The 22,493-nt window shown below is 33.7% G+C and carries 17 protein-coding genes; 3 read left to right on the forward strand and 14 right to left on the reverse strand.

Translation table 11 applies throughout. The features are described from left to right. The 3 genes from AC5KOD_RS18350 to AC5KOD_RS18360 form a co-directional block, all read right to left on the reverse strand. Positions 1-1,604 (reverse strand): hypothetical protein (locus AC5KOD_RS18350; RefSeq protein ID WP_496916042.1); only part of this gene is annotated, 1,604 nt, incomplete at its 3' end. Between the two features lie 461 nt (positions 1,605-2,065). Next, positions 2,066-2,683: a CPBP family intramembrane glutamic endopeptidase gene (locus AC5KOD_RS18355; RefSeq protein WP_496916043.1), complete on the reverse strand. Its 618-nt coding sequence runs from the start codon at positions 2,681-2,683 to the stop codon at positions 2,066-2,068. 520 nt (positions 2,684-3,203) lie between these two features. Then, positions 3,204-4,415, reverse strand: coding sequence for an MFS transporter (locus tag AC5KOD_RS18360; protein WP_496916044.1), 1,212 nt, complete (start codon positions 4,413-4,415; stop codon positions 3,204-3,206). Between the two features lie 141 nt (positions 4,416-4,556). On the opposite strand from AC5KOD_RS18360, the gene AC5KOD_RS18365 reads away from it, so the two are divergent. Beyond that, entirely contained in the window at positions 4,557-5,093 is a 537-nt protein-coding gene (locus tag AC5KOD_RS18365) for a PadR family transcriptional regulator (protein WP_496916045.1), read from the forward strand. Positions 5,094-5,362: 269 nt separating this feature from the next. After that, positions 5,363-6,838, forward strand: coding sequence for a serine hydrolase domain-containing protein (locus AC5KOD_RS18370; RefSeq protein WP_496916046.1), 1,476 nt, complete (start codon positions 5,363-5,365; stop codon positions 6,836-6,838). A 382-nt stretch (positions 6,839-7,220) separates the two neighbouring features. Here the strand turns inward: AC5KOD_RS18370 and AC5KOD_RS18375 are convergent, their stop codons facing one another. From AC5KOD_RS18375 to AC5KOD_RS18405, 7 genes are all read right to left on the reverse strand, one after another. Then, a complete protein-coding gene (locus AC5KOD_RS18375) occupies positions 7,221-8,732 on the reverse strand; it encodes a flavocytochrome c (protein ID WP_496916047.1) in 1,512 nt (503 codons plus the stop codon). Positions 8,733-9,362: 630 nt separating this feature from the next. Then, positions 9,363-9,833 (reverse strand): GNAT family N-acetyltransferase, encoded by a 471-nt coding sequence (locus AC5KOD_RS18380; RefSeq protein WP_496916048.1) that lies wholly within the window; start codon positions 9,831-9,833, stop codon positions 9,363-9,365. Positions 9,834-9,927: 94 nt separating this feature from the next. Beyond that, a complete protein-coding gene (locus AC5KOD_RS18385) occupies positions 9,928-10,386 on the reverse strand; it encodes a GNAT family N-acetyltransferase (protein WP_496916049.1) in 459 nt (152 codons plus the stop codon). A gap of 67 nt (positions 10,387-10,453) precedes the next feature. Further along, entirely contained in the window at positions 10,454-11,059 is a 606-nt protein-coding gene (locus tag AC5KOD_RS18390) for a hypothetical protein (RefSeq protein WP_496916050.1), read from the reverse strand. Positions 11,060-11,428: 369 nt separating this feature from the next. After that, positions 11,429-12,100: a hypothetical protein gene (locus AC5KOD_RS18395; RefSeq protein ID WP_496916051.1), complete on the reverse strand. Its 672-nt coding sequence runs from the start codon at positions 12,098-12,100 to the stop codon at positions 11,429-11,431. A gap of 128 nt (positions 12,101-12,228) precedes the next feature. Continuing rightward, entirely contained in the window at positions 12,229-12,462 is a 234-nt protein-coding gene (locus tag AC5KOD_RS18400) for a hypothetical protein (protein ID WP_496916052.1), read from the reverse strand. A gap of 346 nt (positions 12,463-12,808) precedes the next feature. Continuing rightward, positions 12,809-13,195, reverse strand: a complete 387-nt coding sequence (locus AC5KOD_RS18405) for a hypothetical protein (protein ID WP_496916053.1) — start codon at positions 13,193-13,195, stop codon at positions 12,809-12,811. 693 nt (positions 13,196-13,888) lie between these two features. On the opposite strand from AC5KOD_RS18405, the gene AC5KOD_RS18410 reads away from it, so the two are divergent. Then, the gene (locus AC5KOD_RS18410) at positions 13,889-15,613 is read left to right on the forward strand and encodes a putative glycosyltransferase family protein (protein ID WP_496916054.1); all 1,725 of its coding nucleotides are present in this window, start codon (positions 13,889-13,891) and stop codon (positions 15,611-15,613) included. A gap of 397 nt (positions 15,614-16,010) precedes the next feature. Here the strand turns inward: AC5KOD_RS18410 and AC5KOD_RS18415 are convergent, their stop codons facing one another. The 4 genes from AC5KOD_RS18415 to AC5KOD_RS18430 form a co-directional block, all read right to left on the reverse strand. Continuing rightward, positions 16,011-17,558, reverse strand: coding sequence for an ABC-F family ATP-binding cassette domain-containing protein (locus AC5KOD_RS18415; RefSeq protein ID WP_496916055.1), 1,548 nt, complete (start codon positions 17,556-17,558; stop codon positions 16,011-16,013). Between the two features lie 413 nt (positions 17,559-17,971). Then, positions 17,972-18,520 (reverse strand): DUF1697 domain-containing protein, encoded by a 549-nt coding sequence (locus tag AC5KOD_RS18420; RefSeq protein ID WP_496916056.1) that lies wholly within the window; start codon positions 18,518-18,520, stop codon positions 17,972-17,974. A 1,894-nt stretch (positions 18,521-20,414) separates the two neighbouring features. Then, on the reverse strand, positions 20,415-21,086 hold the full coding sequence (locus AC5KOD_RS18425; RefSeq protein WP_496916057.1) for a putative ABC transporter permease: 672 nt from the start codon (positions 21,084-21,086) through the stop codon (positions 20,415-20,417). Positions 21,087-21,537: 451 nt separating this feature from the next. Then, the gene (locus tag AC5KOD_RS18430) at positions 21,538-22,467 is read right to left on the reverse strand and encodes a DUF6270 domain-containing protein (protein ID WP_496916058.1); all 930 of its coding nucleotides are present in this window, start codon (positions 22,465-22,467) and stop codon (positions 21,538-21,540) included. Positions 22,468-22,493: the final 26 nt, after the last annotated feature.

A 22,493-nucleotide genomic window follows, 5' to 3' on the forward strand; every position in this document is an offset into this window, starting at 1 on the left:
TCTTTAGCGATATAAAACTCTGGATCACGCACAATAAAAAAATTACTAGTTGAATAATAATTTAACCATTGAAAAAACTCGTTTGCTGATAAGTTTTTCATTGGTTTATAACTCTGAGATACTCCTTCATAATCACGAGTAAACGTCTCTGTCATTGGTATTACTCGTCCACCCAAACGGATTGTTCTAAAATCTCCCCAACCAACTTCTAACGAAGAACTATAATGATAGGTCCCATCTAGCCTTTTTTCTAAAATATAATAATTATTATGAGTAAAGTAATAATAAGGTTGGTTCTTGTTAAATGAAATATCTGAAGTATTGCCATCTAGTCGCTTCTCGCTTTTATCATAACTAGTTAAATTAGTTAAATGATCTTTCTCTTCTAAATATTTCTTTTCTTTAGTCATTGTTATTGTCTGATGTCGTTTAGTATCCTCAAACAAGTCTTCCGTTATTTTCGCTTCTTTTCGATTCAAGAATACAACATCATTACTGATATCTTTCGAGTAAACTACAATAAATTCACTAGTTGAATAGTAATTTAACCATTGAAAAAACTCGCTAGCCGATAAGTTTTTCATTGGTTTATAACTCTGAGATACTCCTTCATAATCACGAGTAAACGCTTCTGTCATTGGTATTACTCGTCCACCCAAACGGATTGTTCTAAAATCTCCCCAACCAACTTCTAACGAAGAACTATAACGATAGGTCCCATCTAGCCTTTTTTCTAAAATATAATAATTATTATAAGTAAAGTAATAATAAGGTTGGTTCTTATTGAATGAAATATCTGAAGTATTGCCATCTGGTCGCTTCTCACTTTTATCATAACTAGTTAAGCTTGCAACAGAATCTTTAGATGTGTGATAAGTTTTAAGTTTCCGATCAGAAAACACTTCTAATGCAGGCTGCTCTATTATTTCATCCGAATGTTTTCTTTCCTGTTTAGTAAAACCGTCTATTGACTCATTAGGATCTGTTTCACTATTCTCCATATCAGTTTTAACATCCTGATCTGTAGATGACGAATAATTTTTCAATCCAATGCTCGATTCATTTATCAACTCTTGCTTCTTATCATACATATCACCACTAGCTGTACGGTCTGGAATTAAATAATTAAAGAATTCTTTTTCTTCAACAGCTATTGTAGGAGTTGTAAAATTAATAATCTGATTCTCATTTTTTCCAACAACCATACCATCAATCTCTAAGAAAATGATGGCTGACTGCTCAGTTGAGCTCCCATTGTATTGGCCAATTCGCTCGACAATCTCATCTTTTTCTAAGTAGTAACTATTTTCCTTTGAATTATATCGGATCAACGTCATTAATTTCTCTTTACTTATTACAGCGAAGTAGGCATCGTCTTGAACACCTGTTTCCTTATATGACAATAGTTTGATTGGCTTTTGAACAACATAATCTTGATCCTCAAATGCCTCTAGCACTTTCTTTAGTTCTTCAGTGGCCACTTCCTCCATATCAGCCTTGTAAGTATAAAGCGGTGTCATAGTTTGACCCTTTATATCCTCCATAACAATTTCTGTTGCCTGCACACTTGTTGGTATGTATAGGCCTAACATGAATAGAATCACTAGAATTGAATCCCTTTGAGTACTTTTTTCACTTAATCTCTCCTCCTGCACATTTATTTAATAAAGCGTACCATGTAAACCGTTCATTAAAAATCCGTTTTCAGAAAAAGTGAAGAAATAACAGTATACTAGCTTCACTTTCTCTTAATAAATAGTTCTGACTATCATTACTCAATGTTCACACTAATTTCATAGTTACAGGTTATTATATATATATACCAACAAACAACCCTAGCAAAACTTTTTCATTATTTACTCCTCCAAAGTAAATAAAAAAATCTCCTACCCTTGATGAGAATCAAGGGTTCCTTTTTGTCTTTAGATTAATATCCCCTTATCTGAAACGATTGTATCGCTAATACTCACTATTTTAGATAGAATAATCTTTTAGAGTAATTTATATAGCAAAAAACCTTGATATTTTTACTAAACAGTTCCTTATTATTTCCTAGTTTGGTTAACTAAGCAAAAAAAATGATAACTAGAGAGCTAACAACATTAGTGACTCCATGAACTATCCAACTCGGTAAAATAGAGCCGCCCGCTAACTTTTCGTCTATATAACAAAGCGTGTACCCTACTCCTCCAGTCATAATACCTACAAAAATGAGTGTCCCAAAATCGACATTCTGCGTAAATAACATAAATACATGAATTGAACCAAATAGAATTGCTTGTATAAAGTTTCCCATTCTGTATTGGAATTTATGAATCAACCGTTTCGCAAGAAATCCGCGAAAAAAGAGTTCCTCAGACAATGATGTTTGAACAAATGCATATAAAATAATTGATAAAATACTCCATATGGACAGAGAGTCAAATTTACTGTTGGCTAAAATCGAGAGGTCAGAAACTGATCTGAGCAAAAAATACCCTACTACGATAAATCCAACTAATGCCGTTAAACAAAACAAAAATAATTTGGAATAATCTTCTATGCTTACTTTTTTTAACCCTAAAAAATTTGCTAGTGAAGATTTCTTTGATTTCCTAACAATCATCCACCAAAGAAATGGGATAAGGACAAATAATAATACTTGGAATATTGATGACGCTAATTGACTTATAAACTGATTCATTTTTACTCTCCTCTTATTCGATATAATTTTTAACTTCATTATATCCAATAAGTATTAAGTCAATTCTTAAGTATGTATTAATTGATTATTAATTCAGACGGCGTATAGTTTGTAGCTTTTAGTGTCAAAAAATCTATTACGCGATAGGTCACCTTATTTCACTCGGAATATTATCGTTACCATGCTACGCATGTGTAGTCGCTATAAATGACGTTTATTTTTCTTTGAAATACTAATGACCACAAGGGATAATTTCATCTTTAATGTCTCTTAATAAATAGTTCTGATTATCGTTACTCAATGTTCACACTTATTTCATAGTTACAGGTTAATATATATTTATACCAACAAACAACCCTAACAAAACTTTTTCATTATTTACTCCTCCAAAGTAAATAAAAAAATCTCCTACCCTTGATGAAAATCAAGGGTCCTTTTTTGTTTTTAAGGTAAAATAACTGCTTATCTTTTTATAAAAAAACCAGATGCCAATCAATTTGACTGACATCTGGTTTTTGACTTAATTCTCTTCAAATTCTTCTTTTGTCGCAAAATACTGATTCTGGATAGTCACAACAACCAACCCAATCAAGACCATAAATGCGGCAAAATAAAACGTAATACTCGCGTTCCACATTTCCGCTAGTTTCCCTGCGACGAAGGGGGCGATTGCGCCACCAAAAAAGCGGATAAAACTATAAGACGATGAAGCGACACTTCGTTCAATATTAGGAATTTCCATCGCAATCGTTGTTAGCAGCGTATTGATTAGTCCTTGAAATAACCCAGCCATAACCACACCAACAGCAACTAGTTCTGGTGTTTTGGCGTTAAATCCTATGAAGCTTAAACAAGCCAAGAAAAAGAATAATGCCAATAAAATAGTCCGGTAAGTATTAAGTTTTTTCTCTAAGATTGGGGCAATAAATACTGATGCCACCGCAAGCAACGTTCCCCAACCAAAAAAGACAAAACCAACTTGCATTTCGGTAAATCCTTCAAGTAAAAACGGGGCATACGCTAATAAAGTAAAGAAGCCAAAGTTATAAAGTAAGGCAATAATTCCAATAGAACGCAATTTATGATTGCTCAAGGCTTTGATTCCAGCAAGCAAGGCTACTTTTTTCTTTGGTTTAGCGATTGGTGTCAATAAAAAACTAATGGCCAAGGTGGCAATCAGCATCAATGTGGCTACGCCAAAAAACGGCATGCGCCAAGACATACTACCTAATACACCACCAAGTAAAGGGCCTATTGCCATCCCTAATCCCATCGATGCTTCATACATAATAATCGCTTTCTCTGTTTGTCCTGCTAAAACCCCAACGATAGCCGATAATGCTGTTGAGATAAATAAAGCATTTCCTAATCCCCAACCTGCCCGTAAATAAATCAAGCCTTCAATCGTTTCTGAAAAACCTGCTAAACATGAGAAGGCGATAATAATAATTAACCCGCAAATCAATGTTTTCTTGGCACCAATTCGACTAGAAATAAAACCGGTAAATAACATCATAACCCCCGTCACTAACATATAGCTAGTAAATAACAAGGTCGTTTGTGCTGGTGTTGCATCCAACTGCTTGGCGATCGTCTTCAATATAGGATCAACTAAACCAATGCCCATAAAGGCGATCATGCAGGTAAAGGCCACCGCATAGGCTGAGCGTAATCCACTCTTCTCCACTTTCACTACTTCTAAACGTTCCTCTAAATATTTTGCTTCTTCCACTTTACTACCTTCTCTCTGTATAAAAAATACTACAAAATTAATTACATGTCAATATTGACATGTAATTAATTTTGTTATTTCTGGTAATTTTATGATATAATCAAAAATAAGCGGATTCAATAAAGAAGGAGAATCGTTACGATGAATACCTTAAGTTACATTTTGCTTTGTATGTTAGTCAGAAAGCCATGTACTGGCTATGAGCTGAAGCAATACCTTGCCCTTTTTTGGGAAGCTCATCATAGTCAGATTTACACTTCCCTTGGTAAGCTGTTAAACGAAGACTATGTGTCAGTTGAAAATGACGAAAACCATTCACAGAAAAAAATCTATCAGTTAACTAAAAAAGGCGAAAATATCGTCAATACATGGATTCAAGAAGAAACAAAAGAACCTTCGCAAAAAGATGAGTTTCTTGCAAAGATTTATGTTGCCTCAATTCTAGATAAAGATACCGTAAAAGGCTTACTTTTCGAAAGAAAGCAGCACCAATTAAAACTATTAAAACAAAATCAAACCAAACAGAAACAAATCGATCAGTTAACTGATCCTGAAGAGCAACAAAAAAACTTTGGACGGTTTCTTGTTATCCAAAGAAAAATACGTATATGTGAAGAAGAACTACGTTGGTGCCAATGGGCTGAAGAACAAATTGAACAGTTGTTTGCAAGTAAATAGAAACAACAAGGTTTGAATATTTTACTTTTGTCCGTTCTCTTTTTTGTATAAAAAGCCATAGATAGGACGATTAAACATCTATCTATGGCTCTATTTGTAGTGGGAAAAACTCCGCTAGTTAATCGCTCTCGCCTCTACTGTAAAATTAATCTTAGCTATTTTGACCGTTTAAGAGTGTTAAACTACCTTCTAAAGAAAAGATATAGAAGAAGCATCTCCTTTCTTATATGCTAGTTATAGCAAAAATAGATATTAGGAGATTGATACAATTGAAAAAAATAGTCAAACTACTCGTAGCAAGCATTATATTTATAAACGTGTTCACCCCTATATACGCCACTTCAACTCAACAAGCTAATACTATTCAACATCTATTAGATGAAGAATGTCGCCGCTCAGGTGTTCCTGGACTGTCCGTCGCAATTGTCCAAGAAAATCAGACTCATTATTATTCATCAGGCTATGCCAATAATGAGACAAAACTTAAAGCGAACGAAGACACTTTATATGAATTGGCTTCAGTAAGTAAAGCATATACAGCAACAGCAGTGCTACTGTTAGAAGAGCAAAACCTTTTAGCTTTATCCGATTCTGTTCAAACCTACATTCCTTGGCTTACGCTATCCTATAAAGATAAATCCATTGATATGTCCAAAATGACTATTGGAAATCTTCTTTATCACACTAGTGGCTTAACAAATGCGAGTCACACAAAATTTATTCCACAAGGTAATACAGATGATATGTTAGAAAAGACCGTCAAGAATCTGGTCGATGTGGAGCTGGACTTTTTACCTGGTGAAACATATACCTACGGGACCGTCAATTATGATATTCTAGGATTAATTATTGAAATTATTTCTAAAAAAAGCTATGAAGACTTTATGCGTGACGAGATTTTTACACCTTTAGAGTTAAATAAGACCTACGCATTTGAAGAAGAGGCCCAGCACACTAAACAATTAGCACAGGGCTATCGCTCGTCTTTCTTGATGACTAATCCCTATCATTCTCCCGATCTTCGAGGAAATAAGCCGGCTGGTTATTTAATCTCTTCAGCAAAGGATATGGCTAAGTGGATGCAACTACAATTAGGAGTTTCAGCGAACATCCCTGATAGATTGGCTAATGCCATCAAAAAAACTCACGAACCAGATACTTCTGTTCCACCTGTAGATTCCATGTATTATGCTGGTGGATGGGCAGTGAATAAGAATCGCTCTATCATCGAGCATTCAGGAAACAATCCAAGCTTCACCACCCAAGTTGCCCTGTTCCCTGATGAACAGTTAGGAATCACCTTACTTTCAAATGCGAATACAACGAATATTGAATTAGTTTACACCATCAAAAAAATATTAGCTGGTGATTTAACTCCCACCTATCAAAGGGGGCCCATCAGAACCATTGATTTAGTCTTTACGATTATAACGTTAATTAGTACAGGGGGCTCGTTATTCTTTTTATTCTTGATTATCCGAAGAAAGAAAAGGCAAAACTATAAAGAAAAAACAATAAGAAGAACCATTTTAAGGATAATACTATCCCTAACCACGCTCTTATCGTTAATCATTTGTCTTTTTCTGCCAACTGCATTAGGAATGAGCTGGGCTGATTTAAATAGTTGGCAGCCAAGCATCTTTACTGCCTGTCTAGCTATTTTCAGCTTAAGCTTAACCGCTACTTTACTTGCTTTCTCATCCGATTTTCAGTGCATTAAAAATAAACAACAAGCTTCCCTTTAATTTCTCTTAATGAATAGTTCTAACTATCATTACTCAATGTTCACACCATTTTCATAGTTACAGGTTATTATAGATGTATACCAACAAACAACCCTAACAAAACTTTTTCATTATTTACTCCTCCAAAGTAAATAAAAATCTCCTACCCTTGATGAAAATCAAGGGTTCCTTTTTGTCTTTAAACGACAAAAAATTTCCTGCTTGAAAAGAACATTTTTAACTTACGTCCACTGACACTAAGAAGTTGTTGAGATCGAAGAGCCTTAACTTTTGGAACGTGTTTGTTACATAACATACGTGAAATAAAGAAAGGGTGAGTTTTTGGCTCACCCTTTCTTTCTCTAACTAATTATTCAAATTGAGTCTAAACTTATCACTATTTTTACTTATTAGCGAAAGTCGCAGATTGTTTCCCTGCTTGGCGACCAAAAATAATAATATCAGCGACAGCATTACCGCCAATTCGATTATTTCCATGGAGACCACCTGTTACTTCACCAGCAGCATACAATCCCGGTATTGCTTTGTCCTCTTTACCAATCACTTGAGTATCAGTATTGATTTTCACACCACCCATTGTATGGTGGATACCTGGCGCAATTTTTATGGCATAATAAGGTTTTTCAGTCAAATCATAATCCATCGCAGTGGTTCTACCAAAGGCATTATCTTTTTTATCTTTAACTGCCGTATTCCATGTATCTAATGTTTCTTTTAAATTCTTTTCAGGAACCTCGATTTTTTTCGCTAAAGCTTCAATTGTTTCAGCCTCAATGACCACACCTTGTTCAGTATAAAACTCTAATTGTTTCGCACGTTTCGATAAAGCACCATCAAAAATCAAATAAGCTGATTTTTCCGGCAAAGCTGTAATAGCAGCAGATACTTTATCACGAGTCTCAAGCTCGTTAAAGAATCTTTGCCCGTCCTGATTGACTAATATCCCACCTTCTCCACGAACAGTTTCACTAATCAACATGCCTGTTTCTTGGACAACAGTCGGATGCACTTGAATTTGATCCAAGTCAACGGTCTGTCCACCTAGCTCTTCAATCATTTTAATACCATCACCAGTGCTTCCCTCAGAGTTAGTACTAACATAGCCTTTTAGATCTGGGCGATACTTCGTAATCATCTCTTGATTCGAACCATAGCCACCTGTTGTAACAACAACGGCATCTGCAGTAATTGTCTTTTCTTTCCCACCGACCATGACTTCTACACCACTAACTTGGCCGTCTTTTTCGTTAATCCTTTTAACGTCTGCATTCACAAAAATTGGTATCTCACGTTCATAACAATTTCTCATTAAGCCATCAACAAGATAACCACCAACTGCTGAACCATCTTCCGGCCGATGAATTCGTTTGACACTCGCACCACCACTAAAACTAATGTTATTTAATGTTATTCCTAAACCATCTAACCAATCGATGGCATCTGCTGAATGATCAACAAAATAACGTAATAACTCTTTATCATTTGTATCTTGTCCGCCTTTCAGCGTATCGTTAAAGAATGTATCATTACTATCTTCAATCCCTTGTTCCTTTTGGAATTTAGTTTCAGAAGCGTTCATTCCTCCTGATGATTTCAGCGTATTGCCTCCTGCAATTGGCATTTTTTCAAAAATAACTGGATTAGCTCCATCTTCTTTAGCCTGAATCGCAGCAGCCATCCCTGCCCCACCAGCTCCGACTATCACAACATCATAGTCTTCTTTCATTTCTTTTGGATCAGTGTACTGTTGCTCGGAAGCACCTGATACAACTTCAGATGTTTCATTTGTTTTTTCTGTTTCACTTTTATCGGTATCCTTCGCCTTATCTGACGAACATGCCACCAATAACAAAATAGATGAAACAAGACCTAACTTACTTAAAAAACTCTTCATAATATCCTCCTAATTTAAAAGTATAGTTAATTATATCACATACTTTTCATTATTTGAATCACTGAATAGATTCTTTAAAGGCATTGTTATGTTAACAGTTTTATAAATCAGTAATTGTTCTAAATTACCTATCTATTTTTGCTTTTCGGTATCATTTAATTTATTTGCACGATATTGAAAAGGTCTTAAGAAGAAATCTTGATTAATAAACTCAAGCAATCTCCAATAATCTACTATTCATCTCATATGACTTCCACCTTATATTCCATCAGATTAATTTGAAAAAAAGAACTGTGCGAGTAACACTTTAACTTCTCTTAATAAATATTTCTTATTATCCTTACTCAATGTTCACACCATTTTCATAGTTACAGGTTATTATATATGTATACTAACAAACACCCCTAACAAAACTTTTTCATTATTTACTCCTCCAAAGTAAATAAAAAAATCTCCTACCCTTGATGAAAATCAAGGGTTCCTTTTTGTGCTTAACTGACGACATAAAAAAGAATGATAATGAGAGGGTGTACCAAAATAGTCAAGCCATTCTTTTATTTAAAAAAGACCATGAGAATGTGGCACAAAGCTTCGCCACACTTAATCTTGCTTTTCTTCTTTTAATCAACTTTAAATTGTTTTAATCATGATTAAACACGGATTTTTAATATCCCATAACGTTGGAAATACTTCAAATTCGATAAACCCTTGTGAGAGATAGAACCCAACTGTCCGATCATATTCAGCATAGTTGCCATAAGCAATTGTCTTTACTTGCAAAAAGGAACAGCCACGCTTATCAGCTGCATATTTTTCTAACACTTGGACTAAATGGTGTCCTATTTTTTTATTGTGGTACTCTTTTTTTACCCCGATACAATAAATTTCTGCTACTTTTTCTGATGTTTGATTCAAATAAATAAAACCAACGATATTATTGTCAGACACTGCATACCAAAAATGAGACTCTCTTGCACGTTCAACATATTCTTTGGTGGCATCAGGCAAGCCAAACCATTCGGGTAAATCACTTAGAATAGTTTGGCAAATCTCTGCTTTTTTAGATGGTTCTTCTTCTTTTACAATCTCTAGAGTTGCCACTTTAACACCTCCTTGTATTAATCATTTTAAGAACAAATTCTAAGTGAGCAATGTTTCTTCTGTCATTTTTACTATGTACACTTCACTTCATTCTTTATTTGGTAGAAGCATAAAAGGTCACAGCCTCTTCTGGTGAACTAAAATCATTCTTCAAATAAAACTTCTCTGCCGGTGTCCCTTTATCTGTGTCTAACATAATTGTTGGTATTTCTTTTTTATAAAGACTCTCCTTTATACTAGTCAAAAAAATCCCGCCTAATCCTTCCTTTTGGTAGTCATTAACTATGTAGAAGGTGTCCATTTGATACTCTTTTCCTTGATACCAAGGGCGAACAAACCCTAATGCACAGCCAACTGATTGATTGCTATTGGTATTTTCGAAAATATAGCCTATAAACGTATTCATTTCTGTCATATTTTGTAAATAGGTTTCAATTTGCGTAATGGTTAATTCGTCATTCCAAGGCTCAACAGAAAATACCTCGATATAACTAGATACAACAAAGTCAAAATCTTCTCTTGAATACTCTCTAATAGCGTAGGTCTTATTCATATCTAATCCCTCATTTCAATTTTTTGTATCGGTTTTCTAGCCTTATTAAGATCTCGCTTAAACTTCCTTATGTGTTATTATTGACCAACAAAATATAGGAATTTGCTAGATTAGTGCTATATCTGGGCGTAATGCCATAAACTTTTTTTATGTAGTCATCTATTGCAATGTGAATTGGCTCATACTCTATTATCTCAGTGAATTCACTATTTTCAGAGTCAGATACTAACATAATAAAATCGACTTTATTCCATAGATCATCAAGAACATTTAAATCAGAAAAAACTCGGGTATACGTATCAGAGTGAGGTTCGATTTTTTGAAGGGCGATATTTTCCTTTTTAAAAATACCACTCACCATCAAGTCAATTTCCTTCTTTAAACGACTTGAATACGTGACTACTCCATTTACTGCAACCGTCATAAAAATATAAGAAGAAACTATTAAGGATAGACAAAACAAGCATATGTAACCCAAAATTCCCAAAACTATCTTACTAAAACTACTTGTATCTAAACCAAATAAAGAGGACCAAACCAACATTACGACAATAGTTATTCCTAGGCCAACGTATGCAATAATCGCTGACTTATCGAGTAAATTCATTAACTTTAGATAAAGTTTAGCTTTTTCCATCAAAATTTTTACATCTGTTCTCTTCTCACTTTTCATTGTAACTCCACCTTAAAATATTGATCTATATCATGCTTCTTCAAGTAATCATTTCAACTATAGTAATAAATTTGATTCAATTATCAAAAGCTTATACGCCATTCAATTATATGTTGTTCCAAAGAGCTCAAATAAGTTAAATATTTATCCATCGAGAAGCGTAATGTATCACTTCTCATTTTGAAGGCTTGCCTTCCCTCAGAAATAAGACTCGCTTTCTCTGAATACACTCTTCTCATCTTATTTTTTTATTAAACAATTTATTATATAATTTTGGCAAAAAGAGAACTCTCAGTAAAAATTTTAACCGTATTTGACTACTTTTCTTCAAATTGAATCAAAAAATTGGCAATGAAGATTGTCCTATCATCAATAGATTTTTACTCTTACTTCACCCTGCTTCTCTTTTACCGGTTCCCACATGACTAGATAGGATAATGTTTTTATTTTAACCTTTACCACATTTTGAGCTTCATTATAACTTATAGGCACAATAACGCTGTCCTTTTTTATGGCACTATTAGCATCTAACTCAAAATACTCATTGGTTTCATAATAAACATTCTGTACATCTATTTTTTCTCCAGTATTGGTTTCGATTGTTTTTATTCCACCAAATGAAATATCCTTATCAATTAAATTTTTTATTCCATATACGACTCTTAATGCATAAAATGAATGATTTTTTATATACTTGGACGCCACCCAATCAAGCCTAACGAATCGATCTGTTAAATCATCAAACTTAAGTAACTGAACCTCTTGAACATTAAATTCTACCTCATTTTCCAAATTTACCACTGCTAATTTTTCTTGATTATTCACTCTTTGTAAGCTCACTTTAAATTCATCGTCATAAAACCTACTAGTTGTCCACTCTCCTACTTCTGTCAAACTACTAATATCCTCGACTTTTGTAGTGACCTTAACAGGCAATTGAGACGGCTTGGTTATAACGTAATAAGCCACAGCGGTTCCTATTGCAATAATCACTAACCCTATACTAGCGATTATTGGCCATTTAAATTTTATTTTTTTCACTAATTTTATCTCCCATCACTATTCATATGTTCATTTAACGAAGCATTATCAGAGAATCTTCGGGTAAAGGAATGGTAATTTCTTACGAATAGACAAGTGTCTTAACTTGATTGTTTTCGAAAGAATAACTACTCTTTTAGATGAGCTTCAATTTGTTTTAATATGAATTTCCCACTATCATAAGGTAACGTTTCATATACCTCAGCTAGAGACACCCAGATTAAATCAGCAAATTTTTTCCCTTCTTCAACAGTAAATTCAGGAAATAAGCCTTCCCAAGTAGTTATGAGATAAACATAAAAAACGATAGCTATGTTATCTACGAAAACTGTGTCAATAGGAATCAGATCTTTTTCTTGCACTATGATATAAGAACTAAATTCTTCTGAAATTTCTCTTAGTAGCGCACTTATCTTGTAGTCTTTTTGGTCACTATAGTCAGTAGTTTCAATCGATCCGTTAATAAAAAAATATCATTATTGTTTTATCTAGAGGGATTTTTATTAGTCCAGCATGATAGGTCCCCCCAACACAACAGGCAGTAAGCTTATTATATCATTATTACCAACTGAAAAAGTCTTTCTACTTACTTGTTTTTTTCTTCCAAACAATGTTTATTCAGATAACTGGTAGCGATTCTTAACAGAAAACTGGCCTATTTTAAGAATTGTTTGTCGTCAGAATCCACTGCTATATTTTATTAAACTACTATTCGATTTCTTCCAAAGTCATTTGAACTCCATTCATTACATTATAATCATTAAGAAATACGACCATTTCTTCTTCGGGAATCTCACCAAGCGCTAGAAACTTGCTATCTGTATATTTTTCATATTCATCCACTTTATCTCTATCTATACTGAGTGCTATCTGTACTGGATCAATGGTAAATGTTTCTGTGTATCCCTTTGCCTTAGATGACTCAAAACTTATCGTAAACCCTAAATAGTCAATTAAAAACTTTTCTTGATTGTTGTTACAGTACTCCCCTTGTTCAGCCAATTTTCTAAGCACATGTTTAATGGCAGTAGCGTTCTTTAGGCTTTTTCTTTGCGTGATTAACGCTTTAATTTTTTGTTTACTAGCTATTTCCATCAGAAAAGCTCCGTTCATTCTTAATCTATAAATTTAACTAACTCACCAGCTAGCGTCTTTATCGTCCGAGCTATAACTTGATTTCCTCGCAACTCTATTAATATATTAGCACAACTAAGTGGTTAATCTCATTCTTTCATTTGGAATATCGTTTTTACCACATTAATGAGCACAGCTAAATATAATGATTATTTTTTATCTGCTACCATAACAGTCACTAATTTAATAATCGCGAGTAGTAAGCCGATAACTGGCACTATTATCAACTTCTCTACTTCTTTAATTATTACATCGCTTTAACATTAGTCACTTATTCACGTATAGAATGACACGTAACAAACTTTAATTTCTCTTAAGAAATACTTCCAAGTATTGTTACGTCTTATTCACAACAACTTCACATTTTCAGGCTATTATATACCTATACCAACAAACAACCCTAACAAAACTTTTTCATTATTTACTCCTCCAAAGTAAATAAAAAATCTCCTACCCTTGATGAAAATCAGGGGTTCCTTTTTTTGTGAGGGAGATTAATTCTAACAATTATTCCCTAAAAAATAGACAGTAATATATAATAGTAGTTCATTGTATATTAGATTAGGACTACTGCAATGAATAAAAAAACAACTACATTTTCTATTTTTCCTATTTTAAATTAATTTCTTAACAGCTATAATGATCGGAGGAAAAATGAAAAAAGCACAAAAACTACTACATTATCGATTTTCACCCGTAATACTGATTGTTCTCACTGCTTTTCTATTTATTTTACCTAATATAATAAGTAAAAGCATGATTGTGGGCTCTGATGCACTGTTTCATTTCAATCGATTTTATGAGACGGCAATGCAAATTAAAACCGGTAATATTAACTACTATTTATCTTTATTTAGCTTTCAACAATCTGCTAGGATTGTGAATGTCTTTTATGGACCACTAATCGCGTATTTCAACGGCTTACTCGTCCTAATTGGTGGAAATTGGTTCCATTATCAGCTATTATCTAACTTTTTTCTTTATGCATTGGCCGGTTTGTCGATGTACGGTTTACTTAGAACCAATAATGTTCGCAAGGAATATAGTCTGGCTATCGGACTAATTTATATGACCACCTTCTCCATTCAGTATTGGACGATGAGACAGGGCTTCACCAGCTGGGGGGCTAGTTTTTTCCCTTTATGTTTAATTCCTTTGCGGAAAATGGTCGTAAATAAAGAGATCAATTGCTTTCAATTAGCCCTTTGTATGGCTATTATGGTTCAAACCCATGTTTTTTCAAGTCTTTTACTAGCAGCTGTTTACACGCCTTTCTTTTTGTATGCGTTGGTAAAAACAGAGGACAGAGTTACCTTGCTCAAAAAACTGGCTGGGGCTGTCCTTCTCTTTTTTGTCTTAACTGCCAATATCTGGGTCAATTATCTAGACCTCTATAGTGTCAATGATATTTTACCACCTTTTGTTAATAAAAAAATGGCGGATAACACGATTAATAATAGTAGTAGCTATTGGCTCTATAATCCATTACTTTTAGGTGTGGTGATGCTGTTTCAGCTATTCTATATGGTCAAAGGTTGGCGAAAACTCTCACCGCTTAACCGGTTGATAACTAGTGTCAGTTTGCTATTTTTAGTAGGTTCTACTAGTCTAATTCCTTGGCAATTTTTATTGGAACATGAGGTTCCTTTTATCAGTTTGATTCAATTTCCATTTCGCTTTTTTGTTCCTTATACCGTTTTGTTATTGGTTTCATTTGGATTAATCTTGGAGGAACAAGGGGATTCTTTCAAAAAAATTAACCCATTTATCTCTTTTGGCGTTGTCGCTAGCTTGATTCAAACTGTCTTGTTAATTTCTAGTGGCTTAATCACTTGGCAACAAATAGATGTCACTGATTTAGCCACACGACATACAATGTTCACAGCTAATTCAGAAGAGGCCAAAGCCTCATTTTTCGATTCAGATATGTCAAAAAGTTTGAATTATTGGCAAAAATCAACGCCTGACTACTTACCAATTAATGGAACAGTCAAGGAAAATAAATACAATGCCTATCAGCGTTTGATTATTGAACCTAATCCTCGTTTTACTAAATCCGTTCAAAATGATCAATTAGTTGTAGAATGGATTGGAAATGACGAAAAAGAGGTCCCGGTTCCAATTGTCAAATACCAACAAACTGTGCTCAGCCTAGACGGGCAGGAATTACCCGAATCGGCTTATTCTCTTAGTAATATGGGAACTGTTTTATATAAGCAACACATAGGAAAAAATAAGCTTGTAGTCTCTTATAAAGCCCCTCTCTATGTGCAAATTGCGTTGCTTGTCACAATTATTAGCTGGGCTAGTGTTTTTGCTGTCATTATTTTTTTCTCAGTAAGGAAAGTTCGAAATCCTAGCTCACTTGGAAGTAGCTAATCCTTAATGGCTATAATGGCAAGATAATACACCTATTTAAATTTTCTTAAGAAATACTTCTAATTATCGTTACTTGATGTTCACACTAATGTCATAGTTACAGGTTATTATAGATGTATACCAACAAACAACCCTAACAAAACTTTTTCATTATTTACTCCTCCAAAGTAAATAAAAATCTCCTGCCCTTGATGAAAATCAAGGGTTCTTTTTTGATTTAGACTGATAATTAATCAACTATATAAATCAAGAGTGTCCATTTCACTTCCAGCTAACACAAGCTGAAGGTCCAACAGACACTCTCAATTATTCCGATCTTTAGAGAGGACATCTATTTCCAAATTATTTTACGGGATGTGTCTTATTTAAAACGTTATATCTACTTAGAAAATTCAACTCATAGTTTCATAAGATGTTTGTCTGCAACGGTATAAACATGATCGGCAATTTCCAAGTAGAACTGTTCGTCGTTTGAAATCAATAGGACACTCCCTCTAAAGGCCTTTAAGGCATCTTGCAACGCTTTTCTTGAATCCACATCTAAATGATTCGTTGGCTCATCTAAAATCAGTAAATTACTTGGCTGCATCGTTAAATCACATAATTTTACTTTTGATTGTTCCCCGCCGCTCAACATGTAGATATTTTTTGACGCAATTTCTCGTTTTAGCCCACATTTAGCCAATTCTCTACGGACATCTTCATAGGTAAGTCTCGTGTATTTATTTGCTAGTGCTTCGATCGGTGTCCATTCCGTATTTTCCCATTCGATTTCTTGAGAATGATAGCCTGTAACGACTTGAGGTGAAAATTGGGCTTTTCCTGATAAGCTAGGTATCATTGAAAGAAGCGTTTTTACCAATGTAGATTTACCTAAACCATCTGCACCAGTAATTACTATTTTTTCGCCTTTTTTCACTTGTAGGTCACGTACAGTAAGCAACGGTTCTTTATACCCCACAGTTAATTCATCAATTGTCATGACATTAGGTGAACTTTGAGGCATTAATTTAAAAGAAAAATTCGATTTAACTTTCTTTTCAGGTTCTTTCAACCGATCCATTTTTTCCAAATGCTTCCTTCTCCCCTGAGCCATTTTGGTTTTAATCCCCGCAATATTTTTTTGAATGAAGGCTTCGGTTTCTTTAATTTTCCGTTGTTGCGCCACAAATTGACTTTGATACGCTTCTGATAAATGGGCTTTTTGCTTTAAGAAATCTGTATAGTTACTGTGGTATTTTTTGATTGAACCAAAATCAATATCACAGATACATGTTGCTATTTTACTTAAAAAATCTGTATCATGAGAGACAATAATAAAGGCATTTTCAAAGCCGTTCAAATAGTCTGTCAACCATTTAACATGTTCTTGATCTAAATAGTTGGTCGGTTCATCTAAAATCAAAACGGATGGTTTTTCCAATAAAAGTTTAGCCAAAATAACCTTGATTTGATCACCGCGATTTAAACTCCCCAATGGTTGCTCAAGATGACTATCACTGATACCAAGCCCCGTAATAGCTTTACTAATTTCATTTTCGATTTGGTAAAAACCTTTTATTTCCAAATTTTCTTGATAGGTTGCTGCTCTTGTCAATAGCTGCTCATCGCCCGTTTCACTATAGGTTTCATAAAGCTTGATCATTTCCTTTTCACTATTAAACAATTCTTGATAGGCCTGTCTTAAAAACTCATTAATCGTAAGTGTTTGATCCATATCTACATATTGGTCCAAATACCCCAGAGTAGCAGTAGGATTCCATGATATTACTCCGGCATCTGGTAAAACTGTGCCTAAAAGCATTTTCAATAATGTGCTTTTTCCAGCACCATTTTCCCCAACAATGCCCATATGTTCCTGACTTCTTAACGTAAATGAACTGTTTTCATATAACTGTTTATCTGGCACAGCATAGGTTAACTCTTTGACTTGTAATAACTCCATTTTTATTTCCTCTTTCATGTGGTTTCACAGATTTTTACTAAAGAACATACAAAAAAGACCCTTAGACAAAATGTCTAGGGTCCTTTAATCTATATATCCTTCAGTAAATGAGCATACTAAAGACATAGCAAAACAAATGCTATTTTTTAGTCTACTAAATTTACTGATGAATAAGAAAAGCTCTTAAGCTTCTCGATTAAGCTCCGTACAACACTTCATCAAAAATAAGTTGTAGGGAGCTAAGAGTTGAAATATATAATACGTACATTTGAAACACCTTCCTCAGGTGTTACTCTACCATTTTAGAAAAAAATAGTCAAATTCGATTTTAGTTTAACACTATTCATCACTACAATAATTAACGACATGATGCTTTTGTCACTTTATTCCCTCTATCTCGCTGACCTGTATTACTAAGAGTTCGTTGCTAATGCCAGTAATTTCTTAACTGTATTAGCATTTCTAATCGTCACGTTATTATTGACTGATGAGCTTGCTATTTTTGACCACTTGGCTTTCGAAAAGGTTCTCAGTTTAGCTGACCAGAAAATGACGTTATTATAAATAAAAATCTTCTCATACTCTGGCTTGGCTTCTCCTATAACCTTGGTCACTTCTTCAACAGTCGTTGGGGCAATCATAAAAATTGTATTGTGATACACCTCTTTATTAGCTGTTCCCCACCATTCAGGCGCATTATCTAAAATAGTTGACAGTTCATTTGGAGTGATAACGACGATGGGAATTTCTATATTGAACTTATCTTTTATCGCTAGACTGATTAACTCGACTAATTTTTCTTTCTCGGAATGACCACTGCTAAAAAGTATATTTCCACTATTAATGTAAGTAACGACATCAGTGAACCCCTTCTCTTCAAAAACCATTTTTAATTCCGACATAGCTACTTTATTTTTTCCACTTACATTTATTCCTCTTAATAAGGCTATATATCTGCTCATATCACTGTCACTCTCACTTTTATTAAATGTTTAACAAATAATGTTGTACAAATCGATTTGACTTTCACTTGCTTTTTTCTCCATACTTATAGACTCCTTTCTTGAACTTCAACTGATCTAGCCACGCATGGCACTAATTTTAATAAATGCTCTACTTGCCTTTATTAATTAGTATCTCATAAATCAACGAGCATTACTTGATAGTTTTTGTAGTATTTTCAAGGCTACTGACTCATTTTGTTCTAATCTGAATTCTTTTCTAAGGGAAAAATGTCTTTGTTGATCTATTACTCTAAGAGTAAATTCACTCTTATACACCTAAATTACCATTTTCTGTTTCTTTTTACCTCTATTTAACTAATTCATCCATGCTAACCTCTGATTCTATGGGATTCTAGAAAAATGATCGAAGTCATTTAACAATTATTTGGGTAGATTAGCCTCATATGCGGCTCTGTAGCGAGTAGACAGTCTCTATACGTCTGTGATATAACTATGATGAAAACTCATTTTTGACTTTAGCGGAGCTAATTCTAATGGTTGTTATAACAAAAATCGTTTGAATACATTTACGCTATTTCCGTACATGGATCAATCGAGATTTTTTCATTTTATAACATGATATATAGTCATATTTAAGTGATCATATGGTAATAGACTAATATCATTCCACTACCTAATTTCGCACTATGTAGCTTTACAGACTCCTTTAACGCTATTATCTAAACACGTTTAAATAACAAATTGTTTTAAATCCATGTACGCTTTTTCCATACATGAACCAATCGAGATTTTTTCATTTTATAACGAATTACGAATATAATTGAATAATAAGACGCATAATTATAATGTGATAAATCCTTATTACACAGTAAAAAATCTCCATTTAACGCTATTATATAAACAATATTAAGATAACAATACAATTAAAATCTATGTACGCTATTTCCATACATGAATCTATCGATATTTTTATTTTTTATAACATAAAAATAGATACATTTAAGTAATTACCTCTAATAGAATGCCCCTCTCTCAACGACCTAATGTCGTATTATTCAGAGATTTTTAATGCTTTCAGGACTACTACTAAACAAGATTAAAATAGCAAAATAATTTAAATCTATGTACGCTACTCCTTTACATGAATCAATCGAGTTTTTTTAATTAAAAAACGTATTTTTTCTTATGAATGAAATCAGTCGTTACCTTTAGCCCAATAACAAAGTTTCATTTCTGTATTGAATTATTTAGATGCAATAGTTACTTTAAAAATTAATAAAAAAACGCGCCTTATTTCTGTTTAACGTAAATTATGGCTTATAATAAGCTTATGACCATACAAAAAATAACAATTCTTTTACGAACAATACTTTTTTACTTCTATATACCTTGCCTTCCTTTTACACCTCTTGATATTAGGATATTTCTATCTAAAGTTGCTATTAATTTATATGCTCTATCTTTTTCTTAGTGACATCTATTTTTGGCAACAATACATATTATGACACTTTTTTGTTTCTTTTATTTAGACACCAATTTTTACTATTATTTTGGAGGTACAAACATGACAACTATCGGCTATATGCATGTTAGCACGCATCAACAAAAATTTGATTCCCAACTAATTACTCTAGAAAATTATGACATTGATCGCTTGTTTATGGAAATGGAAAACAATTAGGGAGACCTATTCGATAAAAAGAAGTTAAGAAAGCGCTTGAACTTTATCAAGCAACGACACTGCCTGTTTCTCAAATTGCCAAGCAATGCGATATCTCAGCAGCAAATATTTACCGTCATTAAAACAGGCAAATATTCCTTCACGGAGAGCCCATCGAAAAAAAAGCTCCAACTAGGATTGTTTCCACTCCTAGTTGAACCTTATCTTAATTTATTTTGGTAACATCATATTTGGATAAATAATCTTCATTGTCGTATCAGGATAGGCTTGATCGACTTGCTGTTCAAACTGGTTCCGTGGTTCGACGCCATTTGTCCGTTCTGTCCAACGCTTAACAGCAACAATTGACAGCCCAATATTAATAACTAACAGTACAATTAAAAACGTAGTATAGCGGGTAATTTTAGAAGCTGTAACACGTGTTAGCATCTTGATAACAAATGGATACCCATAACGGACAAAGACAAGTCCAAGGACACCCCAGAAAAGCATGTAGATTAAGCTCGTTCGACCATTAAAAATACCCAGAGCATAGCGCGGATAATGCCATGAAATACTGCCAACAACTCTCTCTTGAACGTAGCTACAGACGACTTCATAAAGACCACCGAGGATGCTACTGATCAAAAAAATCGTTAATTTGCTTTTCTTTAGAATAGGCGTAAATAGCAGTGTCATGATTACGACTGCTATTCCGTAAACAGGACTAAAAGGCCCATACAATAGCCCTTGGCGACTTTCAAAAAAACCGTTCTTCACGAAGCAAAACACCATCTCAACTAAATAGCCCGCAATTGATCCTAAAGTAAATAGCCAAAATATTGTCACTTTATCAATTTTTTCGAGCGCTACCCTATTTGTTTTTTTCGCAATATGTTCCAAGATTACCCCTCCTCAGTGAATTCTTTCTTCACCTTTAACTATAAAGAAGTTCTATCTTTTTTACCTCGTCCCTAAGTCGGAATCCTTCCTCAAACTTATTGCGTATTTTTTCACAACTAATAGTACCCGCGACTACCTTAATTTTCCTTAATAAATAATTCCAACTATTACAACAGGTTATTCACACGAATTTCATATTTGCACGTTATTATATATGTATACCAACAAACAACCCTAACAAACTTTTTCATTTTTTAATTGCTCTCCAGATGCTTTTTATCTAAGTGTTAACACATTCAGACTCTAACAGCTCTGAAAAGTAATTAAAAATCTCCTTCCCTCAGTGAAAACTGAGGGCTCCTTTTTGTGTAAAAATCATCCAAAGACCAGAGGATAAGACCTTTTCCTACGTTATTTGTGATTAATAAATAGGTAGATACAACTGTCCCTCTTATTTATTCGTCCTTCTTCGTTTAAACCGTTGAAACAGTGTCTCATTCTCAAGATATAACACTCGCTCATTTATTGATGAATTTGATCGTCTTAACACATTATTCAATAGTTCTAATTCATCATAGTCATTTCGCAATGCATTAAGATCAGTTTTGCGGATCTCTATCTGTGACAACAAGTCCTTCATAACAATTGCCTGAAGTTTACTTAAAAAATCTGTATAGTATCTCCATTCATAGTGTACATATAATTGTCCCCAAGGATGTTCTTTACTCAGCTTATAATTAGTTTCAGTCATATCTAACAAATGGACATTGAAGTTTTGAGTGACATATATTCTCATACTTTCATAAATAGAATTCAACACAGATATATCAAAAGTTTTAATATTTTTTACTTGTCTTGTTTTATTCAAAGACTCACCATCCTCAAAGGTATCCAAAAACTCCGTATTGATGACAACTACCTGTGTCGTAGGTGAGTGTTGTTCCAGCTTAGCAAAAAAATCAGTTACTTTTCTTTTCCAGATGTAGAAATAGCTTGCAAATTCATCATAAGGTTTAATTCTCTCTCCCTTTAATCCCTCTAAATGAAAATACTTTACATTATCCGTGAAATACTCATTTTCCTCAATTTCAATAGAACCAAAGTAAACATCTGCAAAAAAGTCTACGATTAAAAAATCTGGTTGTTTAATTGATAGTTGCTCAAAAAAACCTTTAGTCGCTTCACTTTTAAACGCATACCTCTCATTCTCATTTTTGAATTCTGAATCATTTATTGTCGGTATCTTTTTAGACATAGCACTAAGAAAGCTCACTTGATTTTGAAAAATGGTTACTTCAAATGACTCTTTATAATGAGGATTGAAGAGTGAATTAAAATTATCCCGAGAAATACATGAACCAAATATTGCCACACTTTTCATTCGAAATCTCCTTATATTATTACATG

The organism is Vagococcus sp. WN80Y, from assembly GCF_059621045.1.

Coding starts and splice junctions, on each gene's coding strand:
- AC5KOD_RS18355 (WP_496916043.1), bottom strand. CDS start 2,683: ATGAATCAGTTTATAAGTCAATTAGCGTCATCAATATTCCAAGTATTA.
- AC5KOD_RS18415 (WP_496916055.1), bottom strand. CDS start 17,558: ATGGAGTTATTACAAGTCAAAGAGTTAACCTATGCTGTGCCAGATAAA.
- AC5KOD_RS18385 (WP_496916049.1), bottom strand. CDS start 10,386: ATGAATAAGACCTACGCTATTAGAGAGTATTCAAGAGAAGATTTTGAC.
- AC5KOD_RS18365 (WP_496916045.1), top strand. CDS start 4,557: ATGAATACCTTAAGTTACATTTTGCTTTGTATGTTAGTCAGAAAGCCA.
- AC5KOD_RS18430 (WP_496916058.1), bottom strand. CDS start 22,467: ATGAAAAGTGTGGCAATATTTGGTTCATGTATTTCTCGGGATAATTTT.
- AC5KOD_RS18390 (WP_496916050.1), bottom strand. CDS start 11,059: ATGAAAAGTGAGAAGAGAACAGATGTAAAAATTTTGATGGAAAAAGCT.
- AC5KOD_RS18375 (WP_496916047.1), bottom strand. CDS start 8,732: ATGAAGAGTTTTTTAAGTAAGTTAGGTCTTGTTTCATCTATTTTGTTA.
- AC5KOD_RS18405 (WP_496916053.1), bottom strand. CDS start 13,195: ATGGAAATAGCTAGTAAACAAAAAATTAAAGCGTTAATCACGCAAAGA.
- AC5KOD_RS18410 (WP_496916054.1), top strand. CDS start 13,889: ATGAAAAAAGCACAAAAACTACTACATTATCGATTTTCACCCGTAATA.
- AC5KOD_RS18420 (WP_496916056.1), bottom strand. CDS start 18,520: ATGAGCAGATATATAGCCTTATTAAGAGGAATAAATGTAAGTGGAAAA.